Genomic DNA, 7,307 nt, shown 5'->3' on the forward strand with positions numbered 1-7,307 from the left:
CATGCCCTGAAGAAAACAATGGCGATCTTCCCCGCATCGCCCGTCATTTTTCCAAAAAAAAGAGCACCGCCCACTCAGGACGATGCTCTTTTCTTCTGCTTATAACAAAATCTTATGGCTGCGATGGCCGAGGCTTTGTTTCAAGCTCGGGATGCATCCCCGGGCTTTGCGCCTCTCCCATTTCTTCATAACCAGCCAATTCGCTATCTTTCAGCGTATCAAGATGCATCAGGCGCTTCACAAGCGGCGCGATAACCATCACAGCCACCCCGACCCCGATGGCCACAAGCCCGATGGTCGTATAAACCTGCAAAACGCTTTCCTTGGCCAGATCCGTACCGCCCGCATGGCCGCCACCGGTAGCCTGCGCAATAAGACCGCCAACGAAATTACCGCCCGCCGTAGCAAAGAACCACGCGCCCATGATCAGGCTGGCCATATGCTTTGGTGCCAAACGGTTCATTGCCGAAAGTCCCACCGGGGACAGGCACAGCTCACCCGTGGTGTGCAACAGATAGATCAGGAAGATGAACACAACCGGCGTTGCCATATTGAGGCCCACCATATGCGCGCCACCCACCAGAACCAAAAAGCCCAGGCCAAGCTGCACAATGCCAATGCCGAATTTGGCTGGTGTGGAAGGCTCCAGCCCACGCTTGCCAAGGAACACCCAAAGCCATGCAAACACCGGCCCAAACAGCACGATATAAATGGGATTGAGCGACTGGAAAATCGAAGCAGGCACGCCGGCGCGATCCACATAACGATCTGTAAACAGATTGAGCGACGATCCCGCCTGTTCAAACAATCCCCAGAACAAGGGCTGCAAAGCAATCAGGAACACCACGGCAAAGATTCGATCGCGTTCTTGCGGTGTCAATTTCGTGATGGCGACAACAAGCACATAGCCCAGCAACACAACGCCGGACCCCATCAACAACCAACCGACCACGCCTTGATATTGGATCAAGGTCCAAATCAGGCCGACAGACGCCACAGAAAGCAGATAAAGAAGCCATTCCAGCTTCAGCACGCCGCCAATCCGTTGCGCAAGTTTTTCGGGATTGGGCGATTCGCCACGGCCCATAAGCAAAGGTGTTTTCCAGATAAACACCAACAAACCAAGGAACATGCCAAATCCGGCGGCTCCAAAGCCGTATTTCCAGCCATAGGTCTGGCCCAGATAACCGGCGACGAGTGTGCCGATGGCCGCACCCACATTGATGCCCATATAAAAGATCGTATAAGCACCGTCGCGGCGTACATCGGTAAGGGAATAAAGCTGCCCCACGATCACCGAAATATTGGCTTTCAAAAAGCCCGATCCGACAATGATGAAGGACAAAGCCAACCAGAAGATATTGATGGTCGGATCGCCTTGGCCGCCGGTTCCTTCAAAGGCCATCAGAATATGGCCGCACGTCAACAGGATCGCGCCGAACAAAACCGCTTTTCGCTGGCCTAGATATTTATCGGCCAGATACCCGCCCAAAACCGGCGTGATATAAACAAGGGATGTATAGGCCCCATAAATGATGGACGCCTTGCCATCGGAAAAAAGCCAATGCTGTGTCAGATAGAAAATCAAAAGCGCCCGCATCCCGTAATAGGAAAAGCGCTCCCACATTTCGGTCATGAACAGGACATAAAGCCCCTTGGGATGACCGAGGAATTCCCCTTGAGATCCCCCTGCGGCAGGCGCCGCATGTCTGTTGTCAGCCATGTATCAATTCTCCACTTCCCAAAACGCCTGCGCTTTGGGGTGCTGCAACCTTGTCATTATGATCTTCTGGATCATCCAAAAGAACTTTGTGGCACTCAAAAAACCACAGAATAAACCATTTGCACAGCCCCGCTGAAAGCAACACGGAAAATTCGCCGCCACATTATGTATTGTTTCTTTATATTTCACGCTCTTGTGAACAGCAGCGAGCACGCTGTGACAAGACATATATGAAAAATTTGGTGTTATTTGTGAGCAATGAACGCGTAATGTTTGTTCAACGCGGTCGCGGAGCGCACGACGTTCCCCCTGTTCCGACCCACTTGCCTTGGGCTTCGCGATCCCTAAGATCACCCCCGCAGCACCCTCTGCGGGGGTTTTCCTTTTCCGGCCCTTTCTCATATGGCTATGCTTGTCATCGCCCCCGTTGGCGGTCATATAGTTGAGCCTTCCCGGAACATAGCGAGACGTCATGACCACCATATCCGCCCAAACGCCCCCGACCGCCGATATTATTGCCGATCTGATCCGCCGTGCTAAAGCTTTGGGGGCCGATGCCGCGGACGCTCTCGCGCTTTCCAGCAAATCTGTCGCCATCAGCTACCGCATGGGCACATTGGAAGATGCGGAACGATCGGAAAGCATGGCTTATGGCCTGCGGGTGATGATCGGCCAGAGCAGCGCCACCGTTTCCACATCCGATCCGGGAAAAGATGCGCGGCAAACCCTTGTAGAGCGTGCCATTGCCATGGCCAAGGTAACGCCTCAAGACCCCTTTATCGGCCTTGCGGACCCTTCTTTGTTTGCCACCAACCGCGATGCACGGGGCATGGATCTGTTTGACGGGCATGTGTTCGATGAAGCGGAACTGACCGACCTTGCCCGCACAGCCGAAGAAGCCGCCCGCGCCGTTGATGGTGTCACCAATAGCGGCGGAGCCGGAGCCAATGCGGCCCATATGCGTATGGATTTGATGACCAGCAACGGATTTTCCGGCGGTTATGAAGGCAGCAGCTATTCCATATCGGCCTCTGTTCTGGCGGGCACCGGAACCCAAATGGAACGGGATTACGACTATAGTGCCGCGCGCCATTTCGCGGATCTGGACCCGGCTGACATCATTGGAAAACGGGCCGGAGAGCGGGCCGTGCGCAGGCTGGGAGCAGAACGCCTGCCAACGGCAAAGCTACCGGTAATCTTCGATCCACGCGTTTCCAACAGCCTGCTTGGACATTTTGCACAAGGGGTCAATGGCGCGTCCATTGCGCGGGGAAGCAGCTTTTTGCGTGATAAAATGGGAGAACAGGTGTTTGCACCCGGCATATCCGTGATTGATGCCCCCACGCGCAAACGCGGCCTGCGATCCCGGCCCTTCGATGCCGAAGGCGTTATGGTCCGCGACCTGCCCCTTATCGAAGATGGCATCTTGCAAAGCTGGGTGCTCGATTGCGCAACAGCGCGCAAATTGGGCATGCAAACCACCGGCAGTGCCATGCGGGGGCTTTCCAGCGCGCCTTCGCCCGGCACCAGCAATCTGTATATGGCGGCAGGAACCACCCCGGTGGCCGATCTGATCGGCTCGGTTTCGCGCGGCTTTTATGTCACGGAACTGATCGGCATGGGCGTCAATCCTGTCACCGGCGATTACAGCCGGGGAGCTGCCGGTTTCCTGATTGAAAATGGTGCCCTGACCCATCCTGTCAATGAAATGACCATTGCGGGCAATCTTGTCGATATGCTGGCGCGGGCCGTACCGGCGGACGATCTTTCATTCCGCTATGCCATAAATGCCCCAACCCTTCTGATCGACCAGATGACAGTCGCCGGCACATAAGGGCAGAAATTCGCCAAAATCCATCGATCAGAAATAAATCCGCAGCGCTCCTACAAACCGGGCGCTGCCGATATCGGCATCCGAATCACTGTCTTCATAGCCCATCGACAGTTCAAAGACCTTATACCCCGCCGCAAAACCCATCCCCCAATCGGTTTTGTTTTTGGCATTATCAATGGCTTCATAACCCACATGCGCCGTGCCCGTTAGCCAAGGCAGGCCAGGGATCGGCACTTCGGTTTCCACATAGCCATAAAGCGTTTGTTCATTGCGCACAGCCCACCGGCCATCAGGGGCATAGCTCAGGCCCGCTGCGGCATAGAACAACCCCAAATCCCGCGACAGCCGGGCCCGCATTTCCGGATAGACAAAGTCATCCCCGCCCAGAAACCCATCAACAGAAACCGAAAGGTCAAGCTCATAGGCATCCAGCGGCATGACCATACCCAGAATTCCGCCGGTACGCACATCCGCACCAAACGCATCCACATGAGCCACATTGGCTCCTGCATAGAATTTCTCGCCAAAGTCAAAAAACAGCGCCGCCGAAGCGCTTGGGTCCTCATCCGACAAAGACAAGCCCCGATCCACAAGATCGCTCATCCCCGCCACGGTGCCCGACAATCCCGACGACATCTGCTGCGCCATGGCTACCGGAGCAAGGCCAAAGCCCAGAAGTGCGCCGAAACATGCGCCTTTTATGTTCATGGCGCACCTGCGGCATCAGCGGTCTCTTCCAACACCAAGGCGGGGTCCACACGCACATCGAACCAATTGATGCGCCAATCCACATGGGGGCCGCTGGCCCGCCCCGTTGCGCCAAGGCTTGCCACTTTCTGCCCCTGCTCCACATGATCGCCCACCGCCACATCAAGGCTTTGCAGATGCATCAGGGTCGAACTGACACCGAAACCATGATCGATGATCAAAATTCCGCCTTCCAATAAAAAATCCGGTTCTGCCAAGCGCACAATACCCGAAGCCGGAGCCAGAACCGGCGTCCCTTTGGGGGCGGCCACATCCAGCCCGTAATGGGGCGAACGGGGCTTGCCGTTCAAAATACGCTGCGATCCATAAACACCGGAAATCCGCCCCTCAGCGGGAAGTTGGAAGCCATGTTCCCAGAACAACTGTTCGCTGATCTCGCCCCGGGCTTTGCGTACCATGCCGGTTTCACGCTTGCGGCGGTCATAATATTCAGGCGGCGGCGTGACGGTTTTTGGTGGCAGTCCATCAACCCGTTCAATTTTGAACGTCCGGTCTTCCAGCTGCAGCAATTGCACCTGCGGCGTCCCATCGGGAGCGATGGTTTCCAGCCTTTGTTCCAAAGGGGCATCCCGGCCAAATCCAATGACGAACCGGCCATCGGCGGCCACCATCACCGGCTTATCATTCAGGCGCACACGAGAGCCCGGCGCGGCCAGACCGAAGACCAGCCCACCTTGCGCCAACCGGCCTTTCAGCTCTGCCGCCTGCAAAACAGGGGCAAACGCAACCAGACAAACCAATATACCAAGAAACCGCCGCATCTTATGATCCTCTGCCTTCTTTTCGCTCAGAATAGGCAAGAGTGCGGCGAGAGCATGGCAGGTGCAAGCGGGTGTTTCAGCTTTTAACGGGTCGAGCGATCATGCAGGCGGATGAAGTCTCTCACCTTGGGCGCGATCACCTCACGCCAGCGGCGACCATTGAAAATACCGTAATGGCCAACCTTGGGGGCCATGAAATAGGATTTCCTGGCCGGGTCCAGATTGGTGGCAAGGGTGAGCGCGGCTTTGGTCTGGCCGATGCCGGAAATATCATCGCGCTCGCCTTCCACGCACAAAATCGCGGTTTTCTTGATGGCAGACGGGTCAACCGGCTGGTCCCGGTGCATCATTTCACCCTTGGGCAACGCATGGGTTTGAAACACGGTTTCAATGGTTTGGAGATAGAATTCCGCCGTCATGTCCATCACCGAACGGTATTCCTCATAGAAGGAACGGGTCGCTTCCGCATTTTCCCCGTCGCCTTCCACCAGATGATTGAAGAATTCATGGTGCTTCATCACATGGTCTCCCAGATTCATGCTCATGAATCCGGCAAGCTGCAAAAATCCCGGATAAACCTTGCGCCACATCCCCGCATTGGGCGGCGGCACATGGGTGATCACATTGCGCTCAAACCAGCTCAAAGGACGGGTGGTGGCCAAATCATTCACGGCCGTCGGGTTGGCGCGGGTATCGATGGGCCCCCCCATCAAGGTCATGGACAAAGGTGCGGCGCGGTTTCCTTCCGCTTCCATCCGCGCAATGGCCGCATAAACCGGCACCGCAGGCTGACAGACCGCCATCACATGACAGTTCGAGCCAAGATCTTCCAGCCAGCCAATGACATAATCAATATAATCATCCAGATCGAACCGGCCCTCGAACACCGGAATATCCCGGGCATCGCGCCAATCGGTGATGTACACATCATGGTCGGGCAACAAAGCCTCCACGGTGCCCCGCAGCAGCGTTGCAAAATGCCCGGACATGGGGGCCACAAGCAGTAATTTCGGATCATCGGGGCGGCGCGCATCGCGGGTGAAGCGTCTCAGCTGCCCGAACGGGCGGCGAAACATGGTTTCTTCCGATATCTTGACCTTCCGGCCATCAATCTCGGTCCAATCCAGATCGAAGCGCGGTTTGCCATAGCGGCGTGTCGTATGCTCGAACAAATCCAGCGCCGCCGAAGCCACGCGGCCCGCGGGGGTGTAGCTCAGTGGATTATAAGGATTGCGGAAAAAAATCTGTCCATTATCGGCGGCGAATCGCAAAGGAGCAACAGCGGTGTGCTGGAGTTCATATAGAGAATAAAGCATAGGCTTGAGACACTCCTTGTTACCCATTTTGCGGCAGTGCAGAAAATATCCACTCCACACCTTCGCACATGCAACGTTAAATTATGCAAAAGAATATAACAATGCCTCTTTATTTATCATTTTCATGGTTACCAGCTCATTAACAAGCAAGAAACACAAAGATTATCCAGAAATTTGAGCCGGTTAAATTATTATCCCCCCTTGGCAAAGGGATTTTGCGCTGCAATATCAACGGGCTTTCAAGGCAGGCCCTGCGCAATGATATTGTCAAATTCCCATGCCGTGCCCAATTGACAGCCCTCTTTCACAAACTCATAATTATGAAATATTATTTTGATATTGGCCTATATAAATTATGATAGATAAATTTAATTTTTCAAAAATAGATAAAGATAAATCGCGTCAATTAATAAATAAAACCTATGAATCCATAATATCGTATGGGTTTTCTGGGTATTATTATTACCATATATCTTCTGGAAAAATACACAGACATGTTGATAGCCGGACGCAAGAATGGATTAATACATACAGACGAAACAACTATTTATTATGTGACCCTGTGGTCTTGCGTTGCTTTTCCAGCACAGAGCCTTTCACATGGGCAGAAGCGATCGCGGGAATAAAATTGACCCGCCGTCAACAAGAATTGTTCCGACATGCAGAAGATAGCGGGATCACCGCCGGATTCTGTATTCCCATTCCACTGGGTGCATTGGATTTTGCTGTTTTCGGAATACTTGGAAAAGCAGGGCCGCAATTCGACGCAATTTTACAGTCAAAGCGTGAAATTCTGGAAAGTCTTGGGCACCAATTTCACCAGGCTATAAATCAGCATTCTAGGTTCAGGACTCATTAAAGCCACCAAATTACGATAGCAGCAATACAGATTGCAGAAAAAAATG

Annotated in this window: 7 protein-coding genes; 2 read left to right on the forward strand and 5 right to left on the reverse strand. The window is 53.9% G+C overall.

What is annotated here, in order from left to right:
* Positions 1-112: 112 nt before the first annotated feature.
* Together IEX96_RS10795 and IEX96_RS10800 are read right to left on the reverse strand one after the other, a co-directional pair.
* Complete coding sequence (locus IEX96_RS10795) at positions 113-1,723, reverse strand: peptide MFS transporter (RefSeq protein WP_150005418.1); 1,611 nt, start codon at positions 1,721-1,723, stop codon at positions 113-115.
* A gap of 3 nt (positions 1,724-1,726) precedes the next feature.
* Positions 1,727-2,161 (reverse strand): hypothetical protein, encoded by a 435-nt coding sequence (locus tag IEX96_RS10800; protein ID WP_150005417.1) that lies wholly within the window; start codon positions 2,159-2,161, stop codon positions 1,727-1,729.
* A 34-nt stretch (positions 2,162-2,195) separates the two neighbouring features.
* Between IEX96_RS10800 and IEX96_RS10805 the strand changes: the two genes are divergently transcribed.
* Positions 2,196-3,557 carry a TldD/PmbA family protein gene (locus IEX96_RS10805; RefSeq protein ID WP_150005416.1) on the forward strand — a complete coding sequence of 454 codons (1,362 nt, stop codon included), beginning with the start codon at positions 2,196-2,198 and terminating at the stop codon, positions 3,555-3,557.
* A gap of 27 nt (positions 3,558-3,584) precedes the next feature.
* Here IEX96_RS10805 and IEX96_RS10810 read toward each other — a convergent pair whose 3' ends face one another.
* The 3 genes from IEX96_RS10810 to IEX96_RS10820 form a co-directional block, all read right to left on the reverse strand.
* Positions 3,585-4,265: a TorF family putative porin gene (locus IEX96_RS10810; protein ID WP_150005415.1), complete on the reverse strand. Its 681-nt coding sequence runs from the start codon at positions 4,263-4,265 to the stop codon at positions 3,585-3,587.
* A complete protein-coding gene (locus tag IEX96_RS10815; RefSeq protein WP_150005414.1) occupies positions 4,262-5,086 on the reverse strand; it encodes a M23 family metallopeptidase in 825 nt (274 codons plus the stop codon). The genes IEX96_RS10810 and IEX96_RS10815 overlap by 4 nt, the downstream gene beginning before the upstream one ends.
* Positions 5,087-5,169: 83 nt before the next feature.
* On the reverse strand, positions 5,170-6,402 hold the full coding sequence (locus IEX96_RS10820; protein ID WP_150005413.1) for a polyhydroxyalkanoate depolymerase: 1,233 nt from the start codon (positions 6,400-6,402) through the stop codon (positions 5,170-5,172).
* A 355-nt stretch (positions 6,403-6,757) separates the two neighbouring features.
* On the opposite strand from IEX96_RS10820, the gene IEX96_RS10825 reads away from it, so the two are divergent.
* Entirely contained in the window at positions 6,758-7,261 is a 504-nt protein-coding gene (locus tag IEX96_RS10825; RefSeq protein ID WP_188873907.1) for an autoinducer binding domain-containing protein, read from the forward strand.
* Positions 7,262-7,307 lie beyond the last annotated feature (46 nt).

This window comes from Iodidimonas muriae, assembly GCF_014647255.1.
Lineage (GTDB): Bacteria > Pseudomonadota > Alphaproteobacteria > Sphingomonadales > Rhodothalassiaceae > Iodidimonas > Iodidimonas muriae.